The following is a 23,964-nucleotide window of genomic DNA, read 5'->3' as shown; positions in this document are numbered from 1 at the left end:
GCTGAAGAACCGGCGCACACGTCGGCGAGCTTGCCCGGCAGCAACGCCGCCGGGAGTTCGACGGCTCAGTAGCCGATCAGCGAGATGCGGAATCCACTGCGGGTGTCGTCGAGGCCGCGCAGCAGCCCGACGCCGACCGCCCGGCGCGGTCCCGGATGCCGCCGCGGTGCTGCCGGTGCAGGGGACCGTGACTCGAGAGGCTTCCCGTGACCCAGCCGCGCAAGATCCGCAACCTCGTCGACGGCGTGCCCGCCGACGCCGCCGACGGCCGCGAACTGTCCATCGTGGACCCCGCCACCGAGACCGCGCCGCTGTCCGGCCCCGCCGACGTCGCCGCCGCTTTCGACGCGGCCGCGAGAGTGTTCGAGACCTGGCGGTGGAGCACACCGGCGACGCGGCAGCGGGCGCTGCTGGACCTCGCCGACGCCGTGGAAGCCCGCGCCCGCGAGCTGACCGAGGTGGAGTGCGCCGACACGAGGCGGTCCAGGAGGAGATCTTCGGCCCGGTCATCGGCGTCCAGCCGTTCGACGGCGAAGCCGAGGCGACCCGGCTCGCGAACGACGTCGAGTTCGGCCTGGCGTCCTCGGTATGGACCCGCGACCACGCGACGGCCCTGCGGAGGCGGCGAAGCTCGACTTCGGGGTGGTGTGGTTGAACACCCCACCTGCCGTTCGTCGCCGAGATGCCGCACGGCGGCTTCAGGCATTCCGGCTACGGCAAGGACCTTTCGCTGTACGGCCTGGAGGACTACACCCGCGTCAAGCACGTCATGAGTGCCTGGTCCTAGCCGCCGGCGGAGGACTTCCGGCGGACCTGCTTCACCGCACGCTCGACCGCCCAGGCGTCGGCGACCGGCCCGAGGTGGCCGAGCTTGTCGGGGTTGAGCACCGAGCGGATGGTCTGGATCTGCCCGTCGCGCACCTCGAGGGCCAAGATCAGGAGCACCTTCCCGTCCCGGTCGCCGAAGATCGCTCCGGGCTGGCCGTTGACTTCGTGCGGCTCGAAGGTCACGTCGACCTCGGTCAGCCGGGGGACGACGGAGGCGAGCAGCCGGGCCGCGTTCCCGGCTCCGATGACGGCCCTGGCCAGCTGCGGGGCCTTGCCGCCAGCGTCGCCGACCATCGACACGTCGGCGGCGAGCAGATCCTGCAGGCGGGCGACATCGCCTTCGCGGAGGGCGTCGAAGAAGCGCGCCGCCAGCTCCTGCCGCTCCCGGCGGTCCGCTTCGAACCGCGGCCGTCCGGCCTGCATGTGCCGCCGGGCCCGCACCAGCAGCTGCCGGCACGCCGCCTCCGACCGTTCCACCGCCGCGGCGACCTCGTCGAAGCCGAAGCCGAACACCTCCCGCAGCACGAACACCGACCGCTCCAGCGGGCTGAGCCGCTCCAGCAGCAGCAATGCCGCCATCGACACCGAGTCGGCCAGTTCCGCCGAGCGTGCCGGATCCTGATAGGGATCGGTGAGCAGCGGCTCGGGCAGCCACGGCCCGGCGTACTCCTCCCGCCGCACCCGCGCCGAGCGCAGCACGTCGATCGAGATCCGCGTGACCGTTGCGGACAGGAAGGCCTTGGCCGACGTGGGCCGGGTCGCCGAGCCGTCGAAGCGCAGCCAGGTTTCCTGGACCGCGTCCTCGGCCTCGCCCACGCTGCCCAGAATCCGGTAGGCGATCGAGAACAGCAGCGGCCGCAGCTGCTCGAACTCCTCGACCTTGCTCACGTCGGCTCCCCTTGTGTCATCCGGTCGATTCAGTGGAACTGCCCGACCTCGTAGCCGCCGGCCGGTTGCCGGGTGATGATGTTCAGCCGGTTCACCGCGTTCATGAAGGACACCATCATCACCAGGGCGGTGAGCTGCTCTTCGTCGTAGTGCTGGGTCGCGCGCGCCCAGACTTCGTCGCTGACGCCGGTGGCCGCGTCCGCGACCCGGGTCCCCTGCTCCGCCAGCTCCAGCGCGACGCGTTCGGCCTCGGTGAAGACCGTGGCCTCCCGCCACGCCGCAACCAGGTTCAGCCGCACCGGACTCTCCCCGGCCGCGGCGGCGTCCTTGGTGTGCATGTCTATGCAGGCGGCGCAGCCGTTGATCTGGCTCACGCGCAGCGCCACCAGCTCCTGAGTCGCGGCCGGCAGCGGGTATTCCTTGAGTGCCATGCCCGCCGACATGAAGTACTTGAGGGGCTTGCCGGGGTTCGGGCCGGTGAAGTAGTTCAGTCGCGCGTCCATCGTGTGCTCCTCCGTGATCGTCAGTGGCTACACCCCCGAGACGAGATAGCCCGGCGTCCTGTGACACGGAGAAGTGGTTGCGCGACGACGGTCAACGCTCGCTCGTGCCCGTCTCCGCGTCCACCAGGTACCGCTTGACCGGGCCCAGGGTCAGCATCCCGCTGCCGGCGCCGGCCTCTTCCGCGTCGGCGTCGCGCAGCGCCGCCGCGGCGCGTGCGGCGGTTTCGCGCTCGCCGAGGCGGGCCGCGGCGTGGGCGGTGAGGCACCACATCGCTTCCTGCATGTGGTCGTGGGCCGGTTCGGGTGCTTGGGCGAGGGCGGTGCGCGCCTCTTCGGTCCGGGCTTGGGCGAGCAGCACGTGCGGCTGCGTCCAGGGGCGGTACGGGCCCCAGTCGAGATGGGGGTCGGTGGGCGCGGAACGGCCGTGCAGCAGGCGAAGCCCCAGCAGGGCGAGAGGAAACAGACCGCGGTGCAGACCCGGCATTCCGGCCGTCCGCAGCGCGTCCTCCGCGGCACGGTACTGCGCCGCGGCCGCGGCGGCGGTCGGGCCGCCGGGTTCGATGCTACGGGCGGCTGCCGCCCGGGCGCGGAACCAGCCCGTGAGGACGGAGACGAGCGGTGCCTCGGTCGTGGCAGCGAGTCGTTCGGCGGCCGTCGCATGGTCGGCCGCGGTGTCGAGGTCGCCGAAGGCCGAGGCGGACTGCCACCGGATGAGCCGGCCGAGGACGGCGAAGTTCGGCAGGTCGTGCCGGGTCGCCAGCTCGAGGATCTCGACGCCGATCCGGTCCCGGTCGGCCGCGAGCCCGGGGCGGGTGAAGGACTGCAGGAACACGCCGTTGAGCGCGAAGACCAGCAGGGCGGGATCGGCCAGGTCACGGGCCAGTGCCTCGGCCTCCTGTGCGGCCTGCCGGGCGTGGTTCAGCTCGGCTTCGGTCAGGCCGGCGCTGCGGCTCTCGACGGCGACCGTCGCGAGGAGGCGGGCTCTCAGGTCGGCGGGTCCGTCCGGGCCGAGCGCGCTCAGCGTGCGCTCGGCGGCCGCCACGACGGCTCGCGACTGTCCGGGGTCGTCGGCCCGGCTCCAGATGGCCGGTACGTCGTAGGCGCCGATGACGCGAGCGGTGAGCCGGAGGTCCCCGGTGCGTTCCGCGGCCCGGATCGCGGCGAGGCGGTCGCGTCGCGAGTGGACGAGCGCGTCGCCGCCGGCCAGCGCGAGGGTGCGGGCCAGATCCACGGTGGTGCGCGGGCCGAGCCGGGTTCCCGCGCCGGTCCACGCGGGCGTGGCGCCGGTGAGGATCTCCGTTTCCACCTGCCGCAGGCCGGGTCCGGGGTCGAGCCCGAGCCGGTCGACGAGCATCGTGCGGGCGCGGCGGAGGGTGGCCAGCGCGTCGGCCTGGCGGCCCGCGCGGTGCTGGGCCCGGGCGAGCAGCCCCCAGGCCGGTTCGCGCCACGGGTGTTCGGCGACGTGGGCGCCGAGCTCGGCCACCAGCTCGGCCCCGTCCCCGGCGTCGAGGAGGATGCCGGCCCGCAGCTCAACGCCCGTGAGGCGCAGCTCCTCCAGGCGGGCCCGTTCGCGCAGCGCCCATGCGGACCCGGGCACGTCGGCGTAGGCCGGCCCGCGCCACGCCGCCAGAGCCGCGCCGAGGTCGGACCCGGCGGCAGGGTTGTTCCGGGCGCGCGTCAGGGCGTCTTCGAACCGGTGGACGTCGACGTCCTCGCGCGGCAGGCGAAGGACGTAGCCGGGCCCCTCGGTGACGATCACCCGCGGTGGCGTGCGCGGTGGCCGGTCGGGCTCGAGGGCGCGGCGCAGGGCGGCGACGAAGGTGCGCAGCGCGCCCACGGCGCGGGCCGGCGGGTCGGTCCACAGGTCGTCGACCAGGGTGTCGGTGGTCACCAGCCGGCCCTCGGCGGCGACGAGCCGGGCCAGCACCTCGCGATGGCGGGGCCCGCCCAGCTCGAGCGGGCTTCCGTCGTCGCGCAGCGCCCGCACGGTCCCGAGCACGTCGATTCGCATGCCCCCATCATCGGTGCCGGTGAGCGGGCGCGCCCCTCCGCACTGATCGGTTGCTGATCGCCGCCGCGCAGGCTGACCGAGTCAGATCCCCGACGAGAAAGACGGCCTTCGATGACGCTCTCCATTCCCGGTTTCGACAACCTCCGCCTGCCCGGCGCGGACGGTGTGGAGCTGGCCGCCGCGGTCGGCGGCAGCGGCAGCCCGGTCGTGCTGCTGCACGGCTTTCCCCAGACGCACCTGATGTGGCGGCACGTCGCCGAGCGGCTCGCGAGCGAGCACACCGTGATCTGTCCCGACCTGCGGGGATACGGCGCCAGCGCCAAGCCGGCGGCCATCACGGAAGAGGTCTACGCCAAGCGCACGATGGCCGCCGACGTGGTGAGCCTGGCGGCGGCGCTCGGTCACGAGCGCTTCGCCCTCGCCGGGCACGACCGGGGCGCCCTGGTCGCCTTCCGGACCGGGCTGGACCACCCCGAGACGGTCACGCACCTGGGCATCCTCGACGTCGTGCCGACGCTTGACATGTGGAACGTCCTGCACGGGGTGTCGGCGGCGGTCGGTTACCACCTGTTCCTCATGGCGCAGCCGCCCGGCCTGCCGGAGACGATGATCGCCGCCAGCGCCGACGCGTTCTTCGGCTCGTTCCTCGACGCCTGGGCCAACGATCCGGCGGCGATCCCGGCGGGCGTGCGTGCGGAGTACCTGCGGGCGAGCGGCGCCGCGGTGCCGTCGATCGTCGCGGACTATCGCGCGTCGGCGGGCATCGACGTCGCGCACGACCAGGCGGATCTGGACGCCGGGTCGCAGCTGGCCATGCCCGTGACGGTCGTCCAGCAGGACTGGGGCGCGCAGCTGGGCTACGACGCCGCCGGCGTCTGGAAGGCGTGGGCGCCGGACCTCGATCACCGGCTGACCCGGGCCGGGCACTTCATGGCCGAGGAGGCTCCCGACGAGATCGCGGCGGCGATCCGGGACCTGCTGGCCCGCTGAGTCCCGGGGAGATCGCGGGTGGCCGGCGGCCCCGGACCCACCCGCCACACCGAGGTGAAGACTGTACCCATGACCGACCTGACGATCCGGACGTTCACCGGGGCCGACCTGCCCGGCCTGTGTGACAAGGTGGCGGCCGACGATCCCGACTTGGCCCGGATCGTCGGCGAGTACGGCTACCCGGAGTTCTGGGATCGCGCCAACACCTTCGAGTCGTTCGTGTGGTTCATCCTCGAACAGCAGGTGTCATTGGCGTCGGCCAAGGCCGCACTGGAAAAGCTCCGCGACAGAATCGGCACGATCACGCCGGAGAACGTCCTCGCGCTCAGCGACGAGGAGCTGCGCGCAACGTATTTCAGCCGACAGAAGATCGGCTATGTGCGAGGACTGGCTCAGGAGATCGCCGACGGGAACCTGGATCTCGCCGAACTCGCCACCTTGCCCGATGACGCGATCCGGGAACGCCTGGTCAGGTTGAAGGGCATCGGCAACTGGACCGTCGACGTCTATCTGATTCTCGTCCTGCACCGTCTTGATCTCTTCCCGATGGGCGATTTGGCGGCGGTGAACGGATTCAAGACGCTCAAAGGCCTCCCTCGCAGCACGCCTGCGACCGAGGTCGCCGCGGCTACCGGCGAGTGGGCCCCGTACCGCACCATCGGAACGATGCTGGTGTGGCACCACTATTTGGCACGTCGGAAAGCTCCCCGATAGCACCGGGGAACCCGGCTCCGGACGCGCCGGCGTCACCACCGGGTGCGGCCCGGGTGGCCGGGATTCACAACCTGGCGTTGCGCCGGCTAGCGGCGGACCAGCTCGACGACCGGGATGAGCCGGGTGACGTTCGCCTGGTACTCGCCGAACTGGGGTCGTTGCGCGACGTTCTTGGCGTAGATCTCGTCGCGCTCCGCGCCCTTGATCTCCTTGGCTCGCACGGGGAACGTCTCGTCGCCCAGCTCGGCCGTCACCTCGGGGTGGGCCATCAGGTTGTGGTACCACGCCGGGTTCTCCGGCAGGCCGGCTTTGCAGGCGAAGACGAACAAGCGCCCGCCCTCGGAGTAGCAGGCCAGGGGCGAAACGCGTTCGGTGCCCGACCGGGCGCCGAAGTGGTGCACCAGAATGAGGGTGTCACCGGCGAAGGGGCCGCCGACCTCGCCGCCGTTGGCGCGGAACTCGGCGATGACCGCTGGGTTCACCTCGTTGAAATCGGGCATGGCTTCCTTTCCTCACTGCCGGCGGCCGGGGACGGCCGTCCCGTTCCTAGCTCACGGTGCCGGGGACCGGTCCCGAGTGAAGCAGCTCGCACCGCGACTGGTCGACTCCGTCGTGACACAACCCCAAGCCGATCAAGCCGACGAACGCGCTGCGGCTCAGTCGGCGCGCATGGGCTGGACGAGCTGACCGGCACGTTGATCGACCGCGTGTTCCCGGGGCGTCCGTAAGAGATCGGTAACCGCGCGTTGGAGCACTGCTGGGCGATTCGTCCCGTTGAATAGGGCATCGCGGACAACGGAGGAGAACGAGATGAACGGCACGACCCGCCGGCGCGCCCGGCCCTGGCTGATCGGCGTCCTGGTGACGGGCCTGGTCGCGGTCGCGGCGGGCCTGTACTGGTTCCAGCCGTGGCGGCTGTGGGTGGACGAGACGGTGCAGGAAAGCCTTCCGGCCGCCGCGCCCGTGTCGCAGCCTTCTGCGCCCGTCAAGGAATCGGCAGCCTCGCCACCGGTCGAGGTCGCGGCCGGCACGCTGATCAGTCACGAGCACCGGACCACCGGGACGGTCCGGGTGTTGCGCGCGGCGGACGGATCACTCGTGCTGCGCCTGGAAGACCTCGCCACCAGCAGCGGCCCCGACGTCCACGTCTGGCTCACCGACGCGCCGGTACGGCCGGGCAAGGACGGCTGGGACGTCTTCGACAACGGCAAGCACCTCGACGCCGGCAAGCTCAAGGGCAACAAGGGAAACCAGAACTACGCCCTGCCGGCGGGCACCGACCTGACCGGCTACACCAGCGTGAGCATCTGGTGCGACCGCTTCGACGTCTCCTTCGGCGCCGCGGAGCTGACCAGCCGGCCCGCCTGAGGGCCCGGCCTGCCGTCATGGCGAGGTCGCGGTGAGACGGCGGCTGAGTGCCATGGCCTGGTCCCGTCTGAGGAGCGGGCGCAGCCGGCAGGTATAGCTGTTGTCGCCGCCGACGCCCATCTGGCTGTTGTTCACAGCTGACAGATCCTCCGGCGTGAAGTGCGAAGCGTTGACCTCCAGCAGCGGCTCGCCGCTCGCCAGGAGGCCGGTGCCGCGCCGGTTGGTCAGCGCGACCCACCCGGCTGAGCGGCGAGCCGCTGGTCCGTTCGCCGAGGGCAGGGAGCACCTCGGCGGCTTCTCCCTCGTCGAGGCCACGGCCGCCGGCGGGGTTCGAAGCCTGAACCTCATCCCCGGCGGGGTGGGGGTCCGAGGTCACCCGTCAGGCTTGCCGGGCCGCCGGGAAAAGTGCTCGATGGCGAGCACGCCGATCGTCACGATCCCCACGACCGTCAGGCTTCCGCTGCCCACGAAGACTCCCACGACGAGCGCGCACACGCCGGTGACCGCCAGCAGCACGAAGAACCACCGCCACCTGTCGGGCGGCCGGCAGAACCGGTCGGCGAGGGCGGGATCGGTGGCCGATAGCTCGGCTTCGATCCGCTCGAGCGCGCGCCGTTCGTCCTCGGGAAACATGGGCACCTCTCTCGCCGCGCGAAGTCGCAACGGAATGGAATGCCCACCCGAACGGGCTTCTCCCACCCGACCGGTGACAAGTCACTCGAAGGTGTTACTGCGCGCGTCGGCCGGACCCGGGTCAGCCACCCTGGGTGAGACCGAAGACCCAGGTGACGCCGAACCGGTCGGTGACCATGCCGTAGACCGGCGCGAACGGCGCGGGGCCGAGCTCCGCGATCACGGTGCCGTCCTGGGACAGTCCTTGCCACAGCGGGGCCAGCTCGTCGAGGGAGTCGCCGTTGAGCAGCACGAAGAACGGCTCGGTGTGGGTGACTCCGTGGGCGCGCGGCGCCGCCGGGCCGGGCGGTGCGGCGATGCCTCCGGCTTGGGTGGTGCCGGTGGTGCCGAGGACGTCGTAGGCGGCGATGCGGAACCCGTTTTCGGCTACCACCATGCCGAAGGCGACGCGGCCGGCGTCGGGGTCGTCCGCGGCCATCGGCACGTAGCCGGTGTCGCGGCCGTCGGTCGGGCTCCCGAGCTGGGTGCCGTGCTCCATGAGCATGAGGTGGCCGCCGAAGACGGATCGGTAGAACTCCAGTGCCGGCCGGGCGTTGCCGGTGAAGTTGAGGTGGGTGAGCGTGCTGACGGCCATGGGATCCTCCTGCGGTTCGTGCGAGCGACTTGACCTGACTGTGCCCCCAATAGCGGTCAGGAGGTGACCGCTAGTGATCTCGCTGGGGCATCCGGGTCGTCACCTCGAACGGGTCGTGCGGCCGTGAATCGACTGTGCGCATTCACGGCCGCGTTGTTCATCTGCGCGCCGAGGCGAGGAACCGGTCGATCCGCTCGGCCGGGGGCGCGGTGGCCGGACCGGGCTCGAGCACCGACAACGCCGCGGCCGCGTTCGCCCGGGTCGCCGCGGTGGTCAGGTCCGCGCCGGTCAGCAGCGCGGCGGCGAGGACGCCACAGTGGGCGTCGCCGGCGCCGTTGGTGTCCACCGGGGTGACCGGGAAGCCCGGCACCACCGTGACCGTGCCGTCCTGGGCGAGCACGCAGCCGGCCGCGCCGTTGCGCACGATGACCGCCGCATCGGCCGGGAGCCGGGACGCGAGCGCCTTCGCCGCCGCGCGGGCGTCGGTCTCGCCGCTGAGCGCGCGGGCCTCGGCCAGGTTGGCGGACAGGATGTCCACGCTGGGGAGGATCGCGGCGAGATCGCCGGCATCGGCGGCCAGCGGTCCCGGGTCGAACAGCACGCGCGGCCCGTCGAGACCGGGCAGCCACTGGCGCAGCGCGGCCCGGTTCGATTCGTGCGCGAGGCTGTAGCCGGTCACGTAGACCAGGTCTTCCGCGGTCGTCCGCACGCCGGACAATCCGTCCCTCGGCAGCTTGCCCTCGGCGCCCGTGCCGGTCACGAACGTCCGCTCGCCGGAGTCGTCCACGAGCACCACGCACACGCCGGTGTCCACCTCGGCGGTGATCGGCTGGACGACTTCGACGCCCGCGGCGGCGAGTGCGGCCCGCGCCTGGTCGCCGAACCGGCCCGTGCCGTGCGCCCCGGCGTAGACGACCCGCGCACCCGAGCGGGCGGCGGCGGCCATGACGTTGAAGCCGCCGCCCGCGTGGAGCGCGGTGCCCGCGGCCAGGACGTCGCCACCGGGCGCGGGCAGGGCCGGGACGCGCATGACCAGGTCCACGACCACCTGTCCCGTGTGGACCAGCCGTCCGGTCATCGGCCGGCTCCGCGCCGGGCGCCGCCGGACAGGCCGTAGAGGCCGGCGGCGACGACGAAGGTGATCACCCAGCCGAGACCGTTCTGGCCGGGCCAGCTGCCGGCGAAGAGCCCGGTGAACCAGACGTCGTCGCCCGAGCCCGCGGTCGTGAACTGGTAGCCCACCACGATGGCCACCGCCCACGCCCCGAGCGCCCGCGGCTCGACCCCGCCGCGGTACCAGTAACGGCTGGTGCGGCGCATGTCCATCAGGGCGTCCGGGTCGTAGGTCCGGCGGCGCGTCATGTCGGTGACGAACACGCCGACCCACGCGGTGATCGGCACGGCGAGCAGGCTGATGAACGCGATGAACGGGTCGTAGAAGTTGTCGGCGACCAGCATGAAGTAGATCGCGCCCGCGGTGGTCACCACGACGTCGACGACAACGGCGTAGACGCGCTTGATCCGGACGCCGAGGGTCAGCGTGGTCAACCCGGCCGAGTACACCGACAGGTGGTTCGACAGCAGCAGCCCGCCGAACGCGGCGATCAGGTACGGCACCGCCATCCAGGCCGGCAGCATCGCCCGGATCGCGGCGACCGGGTCACCGGCCTGCGCCAGCGCCGGGTCGCCCGCCGACAGCAGGCTGCCCAGCGAGATGAGCAGCACCAAGGGAATTCCGGCGCCGACGGCGGCGGAGGCGACGAGGGAGCCGGCGCGCACGGCCGGGTGCTGGTAGCGCGACATGTCCGCCGACGCGTTGGCCCAGCCGATGCCCGTGCCCGCCGCGATCGTGCCGATCCCGGCGATCATCGCGCCGAGCGAGGCCGGCGACGCCGAGCCGACCGCGTGCCAGTCCACAGTGGTCACCAGCGCGGTTCCGACGACGATGTTGAGCGCCCCGAAGATCCAGGTCGCCCACCGCTGGACGGCCACGAGCACGCGGTGCCCGAGCCCGGACACGATCACGGTGCACACGACGAAGACCGCGATGCAGGCGATCGTGAGCACGGGGACCGACTTGGCCCGGGAATCGGTGCCGAACACGATGGCGCACAAGGACAGCAGCGCGAACGCCGCCGTCGTCGTGTTGACGGTTTCCCAGCCCAGCCGGGAAATCAGGGAGACGACGGTCGGGCCCGCGTTGCCGCGTACCCCGAAGACCGCGCGGGACAGCGTCAGGCCGGGCGCGCCGCCGCGGCGGCCGGCGATGGAGACGGCGCCGACGATCGCGAACGAGCCGACCGCGCCGAGCAGGGCGACGATCGCGGCCTGCCAGAACGCGAGGTGCCAGACGGCGACGAGCGTCGCGCCCAGCGGCAGGCCGAGGATCGAGATGTTCGCCGCGAACCAGACCCAGAACAGCTGCATGGGGTGGCCGGTGCGTTCGGCTTCGGGTACGGGCTCGATCCCGCGGGTTTCCAGGGCTCCGTCGGTTTCGGCGGGTGTTTCGGTGGTGGTCATCGGCGACTCCTTTGGGCCGAGTTGCGCAGGTCGAGCAGCCCGTCGACGACGGGTTCGAGGTCCAGGCGGTTGACTTTCCGCACGGTTTCGACGAGGTCGGCCGGGAGTCCGGCCAGGCCGTGCCGGGCGCCGAGGATCGCCCCGCACATGGCGGCGACGGTGTCGGTGTCGCCGCCCACGCCGGCGGCGAAGGTAAGCGCTTTCTCGGGCCGGTCGCCCAGCGCTTCGGCGATCGCGAAGGCCGCGACGACGGACTCCTGGGCGGCGACCGAGGTGCCGATCACGCCGGTGACGGCGGCGGTCAGCTCGTCGGCGTCCATACCGCGCACCCAGCGCCGGGCCCACCGGATCCGCGCGGCGATCTCACCGCCGGCGCTCCAGTGGCCTCGCGGCGCCGCCGCGGCCGCGGCTTTTTCGGCGAAGTCCAGCGCCTGCGGCAGGTCCGCGCCGTCGATGCCGGCCGTCACGGCGGCGGCGACCGCGGCGGCGCCACCGATGCCGAGACTCGTGTTGTGCGTCAGCTCGCTGGCCGCGACGACGGCGTCGAGCAGCGTGCCGAGCTCCGGCGGAGTGGCGATGGCGATCGGCGTGACGCGCATGGCCGCGCCGTTGGTGGTGCCGAACCGGCCGGCCCGCTCCGGCGGGGTGCCCGATTCCAGCAGCTGCAGGGCGCGTTTGGTGGACGGCCCGAGCAGGTCGGACAGTTCGCGCCGGATCATGTCGGCTTCCCAGTCCAGCAGCGCCTTCGCGAAGACGTGCGGGTCGATCCGGCCGTGGCCGTCGAGCAGCAGCCCGGCGACCAGGACGGCCTGCTCGGTGTCGTCGGTGATCGTGCCGGCGGGCAGGTTCGGCGCGATCGGCTGTTCGGGCACGGCGTCGAGCAGGGTGTCGACCACGCCGTAGTGGGCGGCGATCTGCGCCGGGGAGAACGACTGGGTGGGCATGCCGAGCGCGTCGCCGAGGGCGAGTCCGGTGAAGGCGCCGAGGGCGCGGTCGCGGGCGTTCACCGGTCACCGAAGCCCAGGTGGAAGCGGAACCGGGCCGGGTCGAGCAGGCTCACGACGTGTTCGACCAGCCCGCCGTCCGCGTCGGTGCTCGTGCGCGTGGCGAGCAGGAAGAGCGTGCCGGCGGGACGCTCCAGCAGCGCGGCGGCGTCGGAGGCGAGCGGTTCGGCGCCGAGCCACTGTTCACCGCCGGTGGCGACGAGGCCGGCGTCGGTGAGGGTGGCGGTGAGCGAGCCGCGCACCAAACCGCGCTCGGGCAGGTCGGCAAGCGTGCCGGTGGCGGGTACGAGCGCGACCTCGTAGGAGACGGGGCTGGCTTCCCGGTCCCGGCGCAACCGGCGCACGGCCACGAACTCCGGTACGGCGAACCGCTCGGTCAGCGCGGCGTCCGCGACCCGCTCGATGCCGAGCAGCTCGGTGCCGATGGTGAAGCCCGACCCGGCGAGGGCGGTCGCCCAGCCGACGGACTGGTCCAGCTCGACGCCGTCGAAGGTGACGAACGAGCCGATCCCGCTCCGGGTGGCGATGAGATCCCGCCGCTGCAGCTCGGACAGCGCGCTCCGCACGGTGCCCCGGCTGACCTGGTACTGCCCGGCCAGCTCGACTTCGCCGGGCAGCCGCGCCCCGTGCGCGAGCCGGCCCGAGCGGATCTGCGCGGCGAGCTCGGCGATCAGCCGGTCCCGCTTCCCGAAGTGAACCTGTCCAAGCCTGTTCATACCTGTACAGTACAGCGCGACAGCCAGGGCGCAAGACCGTGACGACGTCCGTCAGGAGGTGTGCCAGTCGCGGAAAGCGCCGAGGACGGCCGCACGCGTTTCGGGGGAGAGGGTCTCCGCGGGCAGGCGGCCCAGCTCGTCGATGGTCGTGCGGAACTGGTCGAGGTAGCGCTCGCAGCCTTCGCACAGGGCGAGATGCTCGATGAAGCGGGCTTCGGTGGCGGAGTCGAGAGCGTCGTCGAGGAACGCCGTGACGAGCTCGACGAATTCGTCGCAGTTCACGTTCGCACCCCCTCGCCCAGGTATTCCGCCAACCGCGCCCGGACGGCCGCGCGGGCCCGGTGCAGCAGCACGCGCTGGTTGGCCGCGGAGATCCGCAGCATCGCACAGACCTCTTCGGCCGTGTGATCCCCGACGTCGCGCAGGCTCAGCACCGCCCGTTGCCGCGCCGGGAGCTCGTCGAGCACGGTGGTGATCACCCGGCGGATCTCGAGGTTGAGCGCGGTGTCCTCCGGCGACGTCCATGCCGCCGGCGCCTCCCGCCAGTGGCCGGGGTAGGCACCGCCGGCGTTCTGGAAGCGGGCGGGGTCGACGGTCGGGCCGTGGTCCTCGTCCCGGGGCAGCAGGCTGGTCCAGGGGACGCTCCGGCGCTCGGCCAGGCCGCGCTTCTTGGCCGTGTTGACCAGGATCCGGTAGACCCAGGTCTTGAACGCCGATCTGCCTGCGAAGGCGTCGACGCCCTTGAGCACCGCGAGCCAGGTCTCCTGCACGACTTCCTCGGCCGAAGCGTGCGTGGACACGAACGAACGGGCCAGCCGGAGCATCGACGCCGACCACGCGTCGAGCACCGCGGCGAAGACCTCGTCGTCGCCGCGGCGGACCGCGGCGACCAGCTCCTCGTCCGGCGGCAGCGTCGTCACCAGGCGAATATAACCGTGGCAGACAGGGAAAAAGATGACCGTCACCTTACGGCGGCCCCTTCCCGGTTCCGCAGCAGGGAAAGCGCGCTCGCCGGGAAGACGAGTACCGACAACAGGCCCGCGCACACCAGCGCGGCGGCCGTCACCGGGGACATCAACCCGGTCAGCACACCGATTTGGGAAGCGGTGACGAGGAACGGAAGCGACGTCGCCTGCAGCAGTGCGGCCGCGACCGCCGGACGCCGGCCGAACTCGCGTGTGTACACCACCGCCGGGATGCCGCGGGCGAGCAGCAACGCCGCCAGGAAGAGCGGAACTCGCGCCCACGCCGCGGGGTTGGCCAGCAACCCACCGAGGTCCAGCCGCAGTCCACTGGTGACGAAGAAGACCGGGATGAGGAAGCCGTACCCGATCGCGTCCAGCTTCACGCGGAACCGCGGATGCGACGCGGCGTCCCGGTCGAGCAGCCCGACCACCGCACCGGCGAGGAACGCGCCCAGGATGCTCTCCAGCCCGAACGCCTCCGCGAGCGCGACGAACGCGACCAGCAGCACCACCGCGGCACGCACGCGGATCTCGGCGGTGGTGTCCTGCAGCCGGGTCAGGGTCGCACCGAGCCGGCGTGACTTCCCGGCCAGCGCCACCACCGCTGCCGTCACCGCGACCAGCAGCGCGAACGCCACCAGCAGCACGATCCGCCCGCCGGTGCTGCCGCCGGAGGTGGAGAACAGCAGCGACAGCAGCACGACGGCGGCGAAGTCGGCGACCGAGCAGGCGGCGATCACGGCCTGCCCGAGCGCGCTCTCGGCCTGCCCGGCGTCCTTGAGCACCGGCACGACCAGGCCGAGCGACGTCGCCGACAGCGCGACGGCGATCAGCACCGGGCTCGTCACCCAGCCCGCCGCGCCGAACCCGGCGCCGGCGGCCAGGCCGAGCGCGAGCGTGACGCCGTAGCCGAGCAGAGCCAGCCGCAGCGCGCGCCCGCGCAGCCGGTGCACGTCGATCTCCAGCCCGGCCAGGAACAGCAGGAACGCCAGGCCGAGCAGGGCGGCGATCTGCACCGGCACGTCGGCGTCGACCCAGCCCAGCACGGACGGCCCGACGACGATCCCGAGCACGATCTCCAGCACCACCGCCGGCACCCGCAGCTTCGGGACGAGTGCGAGTGCCAGCGGCGCGGCGAGCGCGATCGCCGTCACCGCGAACAGGTTGACGAACTCGACGCCGGGCACGGCTCAGCGGTACTCGGGGTTGGCGAAGTCGAAGCGGCAGCCGGCGTCCCATTCGCTGCGCTGGTTGCCGTGCGCCGGGATGCCGCCCGCGTCCTTGAGCATCCGGGCGAGGTGCAGCAGGTTCCAGGTCATGAACGTGGTGTTCCGGTTGGTGAAGTCGTTCTCCGGGCCGCCGGAGCCGGGGTCCAGGTAGGACGGTCCGGGCCCGGCCTCGCCGATCCAGCCCGCGTCGGCCTGCGGCGGGATGGTGTAGCCGAGGTGCTGCAGGCTGTAGAGGACGTTCATCGCGCAGTGCTTGACGCCGTCCTCGTTGCCGGTTATGAGGCAGCCGCCGACGCGGCCGTAGTAGGCGTACTGGCCGGCGTCGTTGAGCAGGTGCGAGCAGGCGTAGAGCCGTTCGATGACGAGCTTGGTGACGGAGCTGTTGTCCCCGAGCCAGATCGGCCCGGCGATGACGAGGATGTCGGCGGCCATGACCTGCTCGTAGATGCCCGGCCAGGCGTCGGTGGCCCAGCCGTGCTCGGTCATGTCGGGCCAGACGCCGGTGGCGATGTCGTGGTCGATCGCGCGGAGCACGTCGACGTGCACGCCGTTCTTCTCCATGATGCCGCGGCTGACGTCGATCAGGCCTTCGGTGTTGCTGGGCTCGGGGGAGCGCTTGAGCGTGCAGTTGAGGAACAGGGCGCGCAGGTCGGTGTAGTTCGGCATGGTTTTCCTTCCGGTCAAAGGAGTTCGGCGTCTTGTTCGACGCAGAGCAGGGCGGGTCCGTCGGTGGCGAAGAACGCCGTCATGGCGGCGTCGAGCTGGTCGCGGGCGGTGACGCGGAGGCCGGTGGCGCCACACAGTTCGGCGTAGGCGGCCCAGTCCGGGTTGCGCAGCGAGGTCTGCCAGACCGGGTAGTCCCCGGCGAGCTGCTCCTTGCTGATCTTGCCGAGGGCGTTGTTGTTCAGCAGCAGGTGCTTGACGGGGATGCCGTACTTGACGGCGGTGGTCAGCTCGGCCGCGTACTGCCCGAAGCCGCCGTCCCCGGTGACCGCGACGATCGGGCGGCCCGGCGCCGCCGCCCACGCGCCGAGCGCGGCCGGGTAGCCGAACCCGATGGAGCCGAGGTAGCCCGACATCAGCACGGGCTGGCCCTGCGACTCCAGGTAGCGGCCGAGGGAGTAGGCGTGGTTGCCCACGTCGACGGTGACCACGGCGTCGGCGGGCAGGTGGCGGGAGAGCGCGTCGAACACGGCCGCCGCGGCCACGCCCCGGCAGCGGTCGTCCCGCGCCCGGCGCGCCTTCTCCGCACGCCAGATCTCCCACCGCGCGGCGACGTCGGGACGCTGGTCCTCGGCCTTCGTCGCGCCGAGGGCGGCGGTCAGTGCGGCGACGGTCAGCCGGGCGTCGCCGAGCAGCGACGTCGTGACCGCGTCGAACCGGCCGATCGCGGCGGGCTCGTCGTCGATCTGCAGGATCGGCTTGTAGGCGGCGATCCCGGTGTGGTCGGCGAAGGACGCGCCGACGACGATCAGCAGGTCGGCCTCGTTCATCAGCCAGCTCGCCACCGGCGTGCCGCTGCGGCCCAGCACCCCGGCCCCGAGGGGATGCGTGTCGGGCACGAGCCCCTTGGCCTTGAACGTGGTCAGCACGGGCGCGTTGAGCGCCTCGGCCAGCTCCCGGACCTCGGTCTCGGCGCCCCGTGCGCCGTGCCCGGCGATCAGGACGGGCCGCGGCGCGTCGCGGACCAGCGCTGCGGCGGCGTCGATCGCAGCGTCCTCGGGCCGGATCCGGCGGTCGGCGGCGCGGCCGTCCGGAGTGGACGGCGGCGCGTCGCTCGGCTGCACCTGGACTTCGTCGGGCAGCACGAGGTGCGCCACCCCGCGCCGGTCGATCGTGTGCTTGACCGCGAGCGCGGCCAGCTCGGCGTGGTTGCTGCCACTGTGGACGGTCGTGGTCGAGACGGCGACGTCGCGGAACACCGCGGAGAGGTCGACGTCCTGGAAGGCGCCGCGGCCGAGCACCTTCGAGGGCACCTGGCCGGAGATCGCGAGCACCGGCGCGCCGTCCAGCTTCGCGTCGTAGAGCCCGGTCAGCAGGTTCGTCGAGCCGGGCCCGGCGATCGCGAAGCACGCCGCGGGACGGCCGGTGAGCTTGCCGTACGCGCTCGCCGCGAACGCCGCCGCCCCTTCGTGCCGGATCCCGACGTAGGTGAGGTCACCGCGCTCCTCGGCACGGCGAAGCGCCTCGGCGAACCCGAGGTTCGAGTGCCCGACCATGCCGAAGACGTGGGTGACGCCCCAGGCCACGAGCGTCTCGACGAGCACGTCGGCGACCGTGCGCGCGGGCTCGGCCGGCTCCGGGAGCTGCACGAACACGCCGTCTTCGCGCTGCTCGACCGGGTAGGTGGTGACGCTGTCGCCGAAGCCTTCCGGAGGCTGTCCGGACACCGGGTCGTAGTCGTAGCCGTGCCACGGGCAGCGCAGCCAGCCCTTTTCGATCGAGCCTTCGCCGAGCGGCCCGCCCTGGTGCGGGCAGCGGTTCTCCAGCGCGCCCAGCCGTGCGCCGCAGCGGGACAGGGCGACGCTGCGGCCGCCGACCGTGACGCTGCGGACCCGGCCGTCGTCCGGCACGTCCGCCGGGTCGACCCGGTGCCAGCCGTTCTCCGTCATGTAACGCCTCCCTGGTTCGCGGACACTGTGCCGTCGCGGCAGACTCAGTGCCTCGGCCGGGGCCAGGCGTTACACGAGGAGTTCGACGATGACCGAGAACGTGCTGGAAACCACCCGGCGCTTCCTGCACGGAGCCGCGGAGCTGCTGCTCGCCGGACCTCAGCACCGCGCGACCAGGAGGATCGAGTTGCGCGTGGTCGAAGGCGGTTTCGCCACCTCGGCCGGGCCCGACCGGCGCGTCGAAGGTGACGAACTCCTTACGGAAGCCGGCCGGTTCTCTCTCGACGGGCGCTCGTACGACGACGTGGCCGCGGCGGCCGGCCTTGAAGCCGGGGAGCCCGCCGGGGTGTACGGCGGCGGTCCGGGCGTGCGGACGGGCGAGGTGATGGCCCTCGACGCGGAGGCGGTGAAGACGCTGGTGGCGGCGTTCGCCGCCGGGGACCGCGCGCTCCGTGAATTCGCGCCCGGCAGCACGCCGATCCTGTGGCCGGAACACTTCGACGTCGCGATCACCCTCGACCAGGTGAACTACGGCGTCTCGCCCGGCGACCAGCACGTCGCCGAGCCCTACGCCTACGTCGGGCCCTTCGAGCCTCGCCGGGGTGAGTTCTGGAACATGGCCTTCGGGGCGACCCGGACGATGGCCGAGCTCGGTGGCGCGGACGCCGTCGTCCGGTTCTTCCGTACCGGTCGTGAGCTCGCTGCCCGCCCATGAGGCACGCCGTGTCCGAGGTGCTCAGCGGTTCGGCGCCGCCGGTGCGGGCGCGGTGCTGAACTTACCCTGCCAGCTCGCCTGGGCGCCGGAGTCGCCGATGCGGTAGACGTCGTACCACGCCGCGCCGGCCGCCATCACCGCCAGGACCGCGATGACCGCCGTCGCCGCCGTCGAGGACGGCGCCAAGAATGTCCGGCGGCGGGTGCTGACAGTCGTCGCCGTGTCAGTGGCCTGTGCCCGCAGGTTTTCGCGGCGGCGCCACCACACCACCAGCGCCAGGACGGCGACCGGGATCGCGACGTACAGCGCTGTGTCACCGAGTTCGGTGTGGGCGCGCACCAGCGGTGTCGGCGCGACGCGGCGCTCCAGCCATTCGCCGGCGTCGGTGGTGACGGGGACCAGGACCACCACGACGACCGACAGGATCGCGTTCGGCCCGGCCAGCTTGTGGCGGGCCGCCGGCCACGCGGCGCTGAGCACCAGCAGCAGCCCGGCGAGCGGGAGCAGGACGACGATCGTGTGCACGAGCAGGATGTGGGCGGGCAGGCCGTTGACGGTGGTCATGGTGTCCTTTGTGGAGTGCGGGCGAGGGCGGGGCGGGCAGCCGGTCAGGGTGCCCGGGCGAGCGCGGCGACGCCGTAGTCGGGGGCGCGTGCGGCGACCCAGCGTTCGACGTCGGAGCCGCCGCGGGCGAACGCCGCCGTGGCGAAGACGTCGGCCCACAGCAGGGTCGGCCCGGTGACCGTCACGGCGAGCAGGCCGGCCGGGTGGCGGCCCGTGTGCGGGTCGACGATGTGCCGTCCCCGTTCGGCCGAGCCGGACGTCGCGATTCCGCCGCCGCGCAGCTCGAGGATGGCCAGGAAGGCGTGTGCGTCCTGCGGGTCCTGGACGGCGACCTGCCACGCCGGGCACCGGGGCGCGACGCGGCCGGTCACGTCGCCGCCGGCGTTGAGGTAGTGGTCCACGCCGCGCAGGCGGGAGAGGTGCGCTGCGGCGCCTTCGGCCGCCCAGCCCTTCACGAGGCCGGACGGGTCGAAACCGCCGGGCAGCCACGCGTCGAAGTACCCCTCGGTCCGCTGCCGGGCCTCCTCGCACAGCGCCACGACTTCGGTGACCCACGGATGAGCGTCGCCGGGGGAGAGCTCGCGGCGGCGGATCGCGCTGATCTGGCTGTCCGGGCGGTAGGTGCTGAACAGCTCGTCGGCCATGCGCAGGTGCCCGAACACCGCGGCCACGGCCGGTTCGACGGCGGGGTCGCTGCCCACTCGCGGGCCGCGCAGGTGCAGGCTGACCTCGGTGCCCATGACCGACCGGTGCCAGGACCGGCGCTGCCGGTGGCCGGTGGTCACCGGTGGGCCGCGTCGATCGCCGACTGCAGGGACTGCTGGTAGCCCTCGGAGGTGTAGGTCGCGCCGCTGACTGTGTCGATCTGCGCGCTCTGCGCCTTCAGCGCTTCCTGGTTGAGCTCGGGCACGGCGGCGGAGTTGATCCGGACGTCGCGGCCGCTCTCCTGCGGGTACTGGACGGCCTGGGCGTCGGTGACGCGGCCGCCGGCAACGGTGATCTGCACCTGCACGGGTCCGTAGCGGGTGTCGGCGGCGTCACCGGTGAACGTGCCGGCGACGGCCGGCGCCGAGGTGACGGGGCTCGTGGTGCGGGTCGGTTGTGTCCCGGCGCCGAGGGGATGGCCGGCGGCGGCCTGGGTCGGACCGGTGCTGGTGCGGTAGCTGAAGAGCAGCACCACGACCGAGACGGTCGCCGCGAAGGCGAGGGTGATCCTGCGCATCGGAGGTCCTTTCCTACCAGCCGAACCGTTCGGAGTGGACGCGGTCGGCGGGGACGCCCGCACGGCGGGCGCAGGCGAGCACCGCCGCGGTCCAGGCGTCCGGGCCGCAGACGTACACGTCGTGCTCGGCGATGTCGGGGACCAGGTGGCGCAGCACCTGCTCGTCGGGGACGGGGGCGTAGTCCGCCGGCAGCCACGAGGCGCGGTCGCGTGAGCGGGGGCCCGGCAGGGCGTGGATCCGGATGCCGCGGCTCGCGGCGAGGCCGGCCAGCTCGGTCCGGAACAGCAGGTCCGCCGAGGTGCCGGCGCGGTGGAACAGGATTGCTTCACCGGGTCGGAAAGGGAGGTCGGCCAGCAGCGCGTGCAGGGGTGTGATCCCGATGCCGGACGCGAAGAAAGCCAGTTTCCGTCCTTTTCGGACGGCGCCGGTGAGGCGGCCGTACGGACCTTCGACCAAGGCGCGGGTGCCGGGGCGCAGGGTGGCCAGCCGCCGGCTTCCGGGGCCGAGGTCCTTCGCGGTGATCCGCAGCCGCCGCCCGTCGGGAGCGGCCGACAGCGAGAACGGTTTGCCGCGCGTCCAGCCCGGACCGGACCTGAACCGCCAGACGAAGAACTGGCCCGCCGCCACGGGAAGCAGGTGCAGGCGCTGGCCGCGCAGATACACCGAGACGACGCCGGGGCCTTCTCGGACGACGCGTTCGACGACCAGGCGGTGCCTGAGGTTGAGCCACACCGGCAGCCCGAGCCGGAACACCAGGACCGCGCCCGCCGCGGCGGCGTAGGCGGTCCACCAGAACACCGTCGCGAACGGGGACGCGGTGAAGTCGGCGCCGGTCCACAGCTGGTGTGGCAACGCGAGCCCGGCGCCGAGGTAGGCGTAGAGGTGCAGCAGGTGCCACGACTCGTACCGCAGCCGCCGCCGGGCCGCGCGCGCCGACGTCACCGCGACCATGACCAGCGCGAGCGCGCCGGCGGTGGCCAGGAGCATGCCCGCGTAGGTGGTCACGAGCGTCCAGACCTCGCCGAGGAGCCCGAACCGGTCGGTGGCGGCGTAGCCGAGGCTGATCAGCACGATGTGCGCCGCGAGCAGCGTGATCGAGGTGAACCCGGTCAGCCGGTGCCGGCGGGCCAGCTCGTCCTGGCCGTAGCTGCGCTCCACCCACGGGATCCGCGCCATCAGCAGCACTTGCAGCAGCAAGAGGTCGGCCGACAGCAGTCCGGTGAGCCGGCCGGCCGAGGTGAGGAACCCGGCCGGGGAGCCGAGGTCCTGCAGACCGCGGCCCGACACCCACAGCGCGGTCACGAACAACAGGCTCAGCCAGGCCGTCAGCCCGGCGGCGTCACGCCACCACGCGCGGACCGGACGCGGCCGCGCGAGCCGGGGCGCGGCGAGGGCGGTGGTCGACATCGGTGCTCCTGGAAGGTGATCGTCTCCGTCCACCCTCCCCAAGCCCGGTTAGCCCTCGACGTGACCTGGGTGAGAATCGGGTAAGAGCAGCTCGGCGCCGACGGTGAAACCGACGGCCGTGCCGCCACCCGGGCGTGGCTCGGCGAACACCGAGCCGCCGTGGGCGAGGGCGATCTCCCGGACGATGGCCAGGCCGAGCCCGGAACCCGGCAGGCCGCGGGCGCCGTCGGCGCGGTGGAAGCGGTCGAACACCCGGGCCGCGTCCTGGTCGCCGATCCCGGGACCGCGGTCGAGGACTTGGACCCGGCCCGCGCGCACGTCGACCTCGATCGTCCCGGCGGGGGCGAACTTGACGGCGTTTTCCAGCAGGTTCGACACCGCGCGTTCGAGGGCTTTCGCCTGGCCGGTGAGCCTTGTGGCGTCGGTCCGGACGGTGATGTCGCGGCCCGAGCGGTGCCGGACGCGACCGGCCGCGCGTGCGACGACCTCGCCCAGTTCGACCGGTTTGCGCTCTTCGGCCTCGTAACGACGGGTGGCCAGCTCGACGAGCTCGTCGACGAGGTGGGTCAGCTCGCGGGTTTCCCCGTCGACGTCGTCGAGCAGCCGGGCGCGGGCGTCGGGGCCGAGCTCGGCGAAGCGCCGCAGCACGCTGGCGTTGGTGCGCAGGCTGGTCAGCGGCGTGCGCAGCTCGTGCGCGGCATCCTGGACCAGGCGTTCCTGGTCGGCGCGGGCGTCGGCGAGGCGGCCGAGCATGCGGTCGAACGACGTCGCGAGCCGCCCGACCTCGTCGCGGCCGCCGGCCGGGACCGCGACGTCGGCCAAGCGGCCGTCGCTGACCTGCTCGGTGGCCTGGGTCAGCCGGACGAGGCGGCGGGTGATCTGGCGGGCCAGCAGCCAGCCGGCCAGCGCCGCCCCGAGCAGGACGGCCGCGCTGACACCGGTGATGCGGGCGGCCAGGGCACTCAACACGTGCCGGGACTCGTCGACGTCGATGCCGAGCTGCAGCGCGCCGCGACCACCGCCGAGCGCGACCGTGATGACCCGGTAGTCGTCGGGAGGCGCGGTGAAGTCCTGGTAGCGGCGGTCACCGAAGGAGCCGTTCGCGGCCAGGGCCCGGTCTTCGGCGCCGACGGCGAGCCGGACCGGCCGCCCGCCGACGGGCCGGACGGCGCCGTCCGGGGTGATCGCCTGGGCGACCATGGGCTGGGCTTCGTCGTGGTCGTCGTCATCGGCCCCGCGGGTGACCGGGCTCGGCGCGAGCACCTGCGTGGCGCCGGCCGCGACCTCGGCCGACGTCGTCAGCAGCGACCGGTCCAGCTCCGCGCTGATGCGCTCGGACGCGGCCTGGTAGCTGAAGACGCCGACCAGGATCGCCGCCGCGGCGCCAACCCCGGCGAAGGCGATCGCGAGCTTGCTGCGCAGGTTCATGCCGGGCGCACCGAGTAGCCGACGCCGCGGACGGTGTGGATGAGCTCGGTCGCGCCGGCCTGCTCCAGCTTGCGGCGCAGGTAACCGATGTAGACGGCGAGGTTCTTGGAGTCGGCGCCGAACTCGTAGCCCCAGATCCGCTGGTAGATCGTGGCCCGGTCGAGGACGATCCCGGCGTTGCGGACCAGCAGTTCCAGGAGGTCGAACTCGGTCTTCGACAGGGTGATCTCGGTGCCCTGCCACCACACGCGCCGGGCCGCGGGATCGACCGCCAGTTCGCCGAGCCGCAGCGTGCGCTGGGCAGCCGAGCCTGCCTCGGCCGTGGTCCGGCGCAGCAGGGCCCGCAACCGGGCCAGCAGCTCGTCGAGCTCGAAGGGCTTGGGCAGGTAGTCGTCGGCCCCGGCGTCCAGGCCGGCCACCCGGTCGGGGGTTTCGACCCGGGCGGTGAGCATGAGGATCGGCGTCTGGTCGCCTTCGGCGCGCAGGACGCGGCAGACCCCGAGGCCGTCGACGCCGGGCATCATGACGTCGACGATCAGCACGTCGAAGTCCTCGCGGCGGGCGGTGGCGAGGGCGCCGACCCCGTCGGCGACCTCGGTGACGCGGTAGCCCTCGAGGTCGAGGGCGCGCACGAGAGACTCCCGGATGGCGCGGTCGTCGTCGGCGAGCAGGACGCGGTGTGGCATCAGGTCATCATGCCCGCGCCTGCTTCAGTTCACTCTTCGTCGTCGGGTGGGGCGAGTCCGCGGTCGAGGGGGTGGGTCGATGTGATCTCCGGGGCCTCCGACTGCGGGGCCAAGCCCCGGTCAAGAGTCCGGGCTTCGGGTTCGGGATCGGGTTCGGGTGGCTGTGGGCTGTCGGCACGATGGTCTTCGTCTGTCATGACTGAGGAGTACCCGCTTTGCGCGGGAGCGATGCCCGTCGCAGGGGACCGGGGGGGGGGGGGGGGGGGGGGGGGGGTTGTCGTCTTGTTTCCTTTTGGGGTTGTCTTTGCTCTTGCGGGCTGTGTGCC

The 23,964-nt window shown here is 72.7% G+C and carries 25 protein-coding genes and 2 pseudogenes; 6 read left to right on the top strand and 21 right to left on the bottom strand.

The annotated features are described in order from the left end of the window. Window positions 1-206: 206 nt before the first annotated feature. Window positions 207-446 (top strand): annotated as a pseudogene (locus ACZ63J_RS32660) (aldehyde dehydrogenase family protein); the annotation flags it as partial. Further along, a pseudogene (locus ACZ63J_RS32655) lies at window positions 377-787 on the top strand (aldehyde dehydrogenase family protein). The pseudogenes ACZ63J_RS32660 and ACZ63J_RS32655, both read left to right, overlap by 70 nt. Here ACZ63J_RS32655 and ACZ63J_RS32650 read toward each other — a convergent pair. The 3 genes from ACZ63J_RS32650 to ACZ63J_RS32640 form a co-directional block, all read right to left on the bottom strand. Then, the gene (locus ACZ63J_RS32650; RefSeq protein WP_465400390.1) at window positions 784-1,716 is read right to left on the bottom strand and encodes an RNA polymerase sigma-70 factor; all 933 of its coding nucleotides are present in this window, start codon (window positions 1,714-1,716) and stop codon (window positions 784-786) included. The pseudogene ACZ63J_RS32655 and the gene ACZ63J_RS32650 sit on opposite strands and share 4 nt — an antisense overlap. A 29-nt stretch (window positions 1,717-1,745) precedes the next feature. Beyond that, on the bottom strand, window positions 1,746-2,219 hold the full coding sequence (locus tag ACZ63J_RS32645; protein WP_465400389.1) for a carboxymuconolactone decarboxylase family protein: 474 nt from the start codon (window positions 2,217-2,219) through the stop codon (window positions 1,746-1,748). Between the two features lie 91 nt (window positions 2,220-2,310). After that, window positions 2,311-4,230 (bottom strand): BTAD domain-containing putative transcriptional regulator, encoded by a 1,920-nt coding sequence (locus ACZ63J_RS32640; protein ID WP_465400388.1) that lies wholly within the window; start codon window positions 4,228-4,230, stop codon window positions 2,311-2,313. Window positions 4,231-4,341: 111 nt separating this feature from the next. Between ACZ63J_RS32640 and ACZ63J_RS32635 the strand changes: the two genes are divergently transcribed. Then, on the top strand, window positions 4,342-5,220 hold the full coding sequence (locus ACZ63J_RS32635) for an alpha/beta fold hydrolase (RefSeq protein WP_465400387.1): 879 nt from the start codon (window positions 4,342-4,344) through the stop codon (window positions 5,218-5,220). Window positions 5,221-5,289: 69 nt separating this feature from the next. Continuing rightward, entirely contained in the window at window positions 5,290-5,934 is a 645-nt protein-coding gene (locus ACZ63J_RS32630) for a DNA-3-methyladenine glycosylase family protein (protein WP_465400386.1), read from the top strand. 86 nt (window positions 5,935-6,020) lie between these two features. Here ACZ63J_RS32630 and ACZ63J_RS32625 read toward each other — a convergent pair whose 3' ends face one another. After that, complete coding sequence (locus ACZ63J_RS32625; protein ID WP_465400385.1) at window positions 6,021-6,434, bottom strand: nitroreductase/quinone reductase family protein; 414 nt, start codon at window positions 6,432-6,434, stop codon at window positions 6,021-6,023. Window positions 6,435-6,744: 310 nt separating this feature from the next. Here ACZ63J_RS32625 and ACZ63J_RS32620 point away from each other — a divergent pair, with 310 nt between their 5' ends. Further along, window positions 6,745-7,302, top strand: a complete 558-nt coding sequence (locus tag ACZ63J_RS32620) for a DM13 domain-containing protein (protein ID WP_465400384.1) — start codon at window positions 6,745-6,747, stop codon at window positions 7,300-7,302. A 372-nt stretch (window positions 7,303-7,674) separates the two neighbouring features. Here the strand turns inward: ACZ63J_RS32620 and ACZ63J_RS32615 are convergent, their stop codons facing one another. The 11 genes from ACZ63J_RS32615 to ACZ63J_RS32565 all read right to left on the bottom strand — a co-directional run bounded on the left by ACZ63J_RS32615 (window position 7,675) and on the right by ACZ63J_RS32565 (window position 17,615). Further along, window positions 7,675-7,935 (bottom strand): DUF3040 domain-containing protein, encoded by a 261-nt coding sequence (locus ACZ63J_RS32615; RefSeq protein ID WP_465400383.1) that lies wholly within the window; start codon window positions 7,933-7,935, stop codon window positions 7,675-7,677. Window positions 7,936-8,056: 121 nt separating this feature from the next. Beyond that, window positions 8,057-8,569 carry a VOC family protein gene (locus ACZ63J_RS32610; RefSeq protein ID WP_465400382.1) on the bottom strand — a complete coding sequence of 171 codons (513 nt, stop codon included), beginning with the start codon at window positions 8,567-8,569 and terminating at the stop codon, window positions 8,057-8,059. A 157-nt stretch (window positions 8,570-8,726) separates the two neighbouring features. Continuing rightward, window positions 8,727-9,647: a PfkB family carbohydrate kinase gene (locus ACZ63J_RS32605; RefSeq protein ID WP_465400381.1), complete on the bottom strand. Its 921-nt coding sequence runs from the start codon at window positions 9,645-9,647 to the stop codon at window positions 8,727-8,729. Then, complete coding sequence (locus ACZ63J_RS32600) at window positions 9,644-11,089, bottom strand: purine-cytosine permease family protein (protein WP_465338627.1); 1,446 nt, start codon at window positions 11,087-11,089, stop codon at window positions 9,644-9,646. Before ACZ63J_RS32600 ends, ACZ63J_RS32605 begins: the two co-directional genes overlap by 4 nt. Then, window positions 11,086-12,096: an ADP-ribosylglycohydrolase family protein gene (locus ACZ63J_RS32595; RefSeq protein ID WP_465400380.1), complete on the bottom strand. Its 1,011-nt coding sequence runs from the start codon at window positions 12,094-12,096 to the stop codon at window positions 11,086-11,088. The genes ACZ63J_RS32600 and ACZ63J_RS32595 overlap by 4 nt, the downstream gene beginning before the upstream one ends. Continuing rightward, window positions 12,093-12,809 carry a GntR family transcriptional regulator gene (locus ACZ63J_RS32590; protein ID WP_465400379.1) on the bottom strand — a complete coding sequence of 239 codons (717 nt, stop codon included), beginning with the start codon at window positions 12,807-12,809 and terminating at the stop codon, window positions 12,093-12,095. Before ACZ63J_RS32590 ends, ACZ63J_RS32595 begins: the two co-directional genes overlap by 4 nt. A gap of 51 nt (window positions 12,810-12,860) precedes the next feature. Next, window positions 12,861-13,091, bottom strand: a complete 231-nt coding sequence (locus ACZ63J_RS32585) for an anti-sigma factor family protein (RefSeq protein WP_465400378.1) — start codon at window positions 13,089-13,091, stop codon at window positions 12,861-12,863. After that, entirely contained in the window at window positions 13,088-13,729 is a 642-nt protein-coding gene (locus ACZ63J_RS32580) for an RNA polymerase sigma factor (RefSeq protein WP_465400377.1), read from the bottom strand. The genes ACZ63J_RS32585 and ACZ63J_RS32580 overlap by 4 nt, the downstream gene beginning before the upstream one ends. A 41-nt stretch (window positions 13,730-13,770) precedes the next feature. Beyond that, window positions 13,771-14,961 (bottom strand): cation:proton antiporter, encoded by a 1,191-nt coding sequence (locus tag ACZ63J_RS32575; protein WP_465400376.1) that lies wholly within the window; start codon window positions 14,959-14,961, stop codon window positions 13,771-13,773. Window positions 14,962-14,964: 3 nt separating this feature from the next. After that, window positions 14,965-15,669: a flavodoxin family protein gene (locus ACZ63J_RS32570; protein ID WP_465400375.1), complete on the bottom strand. Its 705-nt coding sequence runs from the start codon at window positions 15,667-15,669 to the stop codon at window positions 14,965-14,967. Between the two features lie 14 nt (window positions 15,670-15,683). Then, entirely contained in the window at window positions 15,684-17,615 is a 1,932-nt protein-coding gene (locus ACZ63J_RS32565; RefSeq protein WP_465400374.1) for a thiamine pyrophosphate-binding protein, read from the bottom strand. Window positions 17,616-17,703: 88 nt separating this feature from the next. On the opposite strand from ACZ63J_RS32565, the gene ACZ63J_RS32560 reads away from it, so the two are divergent. Beyond that, window positions 17,704-18,330 carry a hypothetical protein gene (locus tag ACZ63J_RS32560; RefSeq protein WP_465400373.1) on the top strand — a complete coding sequence of 209 codons (627 nt, stop codon included), beginning with the start codon at window positions 17,704-17,706 and terminating at the stop codon, window positions 18,328-18,330. A 21-nt stretch (window positions 18,331-18,351) separates the two neighbouring features. Here the strand turns inward: ACZ63J_RS32560 and ACZ63J_RS32555 are convergent, their stop codons facing one another. The 6 genes from ACZ63J_RS32555 to ACZ63J_RS32530 are packed head-to-tail and all read right to left on the bottom strand — an operon-like array spanning window position 18,352 to window position 23,638. Further along, window positions 18,352-18,894: a DUF2231 domain-containing protein gene (locus ACZ63J_RS32555; RefSeq protein WP_465400372.1), complete on the bottom strand. Its 543-nt coding sequence runs from the start codon at window positions 18,892-18,894 to the stop codon at window positions 18,352-18,354. A gap of 44 nt (window positions 18,895-18,938) precedes the next feature. Beyond that, entirely contained in the window at window positions 18,939-19,679 is a 741-nt protein-coding gene (locus ACZ63J_RS32550) for an FAD:protein FMN transferase (RefSeq protein WP_465400371.1), read from the bottom strand. Beyond that, window positions 19,676-20,116, bottom strand: a complete 441-nt coding sequence (locus tag ACZ63J_RS32545) for an FMN-binding protein (protein WP_465400370.1) — start codon at window positions 20,114-20,116, stop codon at window positions 19,676-19,678. Before ACZ63J_RS32545 ends, ACZ63J_RS32550 begins: the two co-directional genes overlap by 4 nt. A 13-nt stretch (window positions 20,117-20,129) precedes the next feature. Then, window positions 20,130-21,524 (bottom strand): ferredoxin reductase family protein, encoded by a 1,395-nt coding sequence (locus ACZ63J_RS32540; RefSeq protein WP_465400369.1) that lies wholly within the window; start codon window positions 21,522-21,524, stop codon window positions 20,130-20,132. A 48-nt stretch (window positions 21,525-21,572) separates the two neighbouring features. Further along, window positions 21,573-22,952: a HAMP domain-containing sensor histidine kinase gene (locus ACZ63J_RS32535; RefSeq protein ID WP_465400368.1), complete on the bottom strand. Its 1,380-nt coding sequence runs from the start codon at window positions 22,950-22,952 to the stop codon at window positions 21,573-21,575. Beyond that, the gene (locus tag ACZ63J_RS32530) at window positions 22,949-23,638 is read right to left on the bottom strand and encodes a response regulator transcription factor (RefSeq protein ID WP_465400367.1); all 690 of its coding nucleotides are present in this window, start codon (window positions 23,636-23,638) and stop codon (window positions 22,949-22,951) included. Before ACZ63J_RS32530 ends, ACZ63J_RS32535 begins: the two co-directional genes overlap by 4 nt. Between the last annotated feature and the right edge of the window lie 326 nt (window positions 23,639-23,964).

The sequence above is a fragment of the Amycolatopsis sp. NPDC104863 genome (assembly GCF_055582965.1).
This window is presented reverse-complemented; position numbering and strand designations above follow the sequence as displayed.